We start from the raw sequence: 630 nt of genomic DNA, 5'->3' as shown, positions 1-630 counted from the left end.
CGACCAACCGTCGGAGACGATATGGTGCAGGGTCAACAGCAGCACATGATCCTCTGCGGACAGGCGCAGCAGCGTCAGGCGCAGCAGCGGGCCGTCACGCAGGTCGAACGGGCGCCCGGCTTCCTCTTCGGCCAGGCGATGCGCCTGGGCCTCGGCATCGCCGTGGGCGGACAGATCCAGGCGTACCATGGGCAGTTCCAGCCGCGCATGGATGACCTGGCACGGCTCGCCCTCACGCTCGTCGAAGGTGGTGCGCAGTGTCTCGTGACGCGCCATCAATGCCGCGAATGCCTGGCGCAACGCACCCTCGTCCAGCGCGCCGCGCAGGCGCAGGGCGCCAGGGACATTGTAGGCAGCACTGTGCGGTTCCATCTGCCAGAAGAACCACAGGCGCGCCTGCGCCGGGGACAGCGGTAGCACGCCATCACGCGGCACAGTGCGCAATGGCGGGCGGCTGTCGCGCTCGCCAAGCGCCGCCACAGCGGCGGCAAAGGCATCCAGCCGCGAGGCCTCGAAGATCATCGGCAGCGGACACTCGACGGCGAGGAGTTGGCGTATCCGCGATACCAGCCGGGTCGCCAGCAGCGAATGACCACCGAGTTCGAAGAAGTCATCCTCACGGCCGACTCG

General features: G+C 68.3%; 1 protein-coding gene. It reads right to left on the bottom strand.

Translation table 11 applies throughout. The features are described 5' to 3' along the window. Positions 1 to 630 (bottom strand): condensation domain-containing protein (locus J0A65_RS25085; RefSeq protein ID WP_232850146.1); only part of this gene is annotated, 630 nt, incomplete at both ends.

Source organism: Bowmanella yangjiangensis (assembly GCF_017255015.1).
Taxonomy (GTDB): domain Bacteria; phylum Pseudomonadota; class Gammaproteobacteria; order Enterobacterales; family Alteromonadaceae; genus Bowmanella; species Bowmanella yangjiangensis.
The sequence above is the reverse complement of the archived record's forward strand: the minus strand, read 5'-3'. Positions and strand labels throughout refer to the sequence as shown.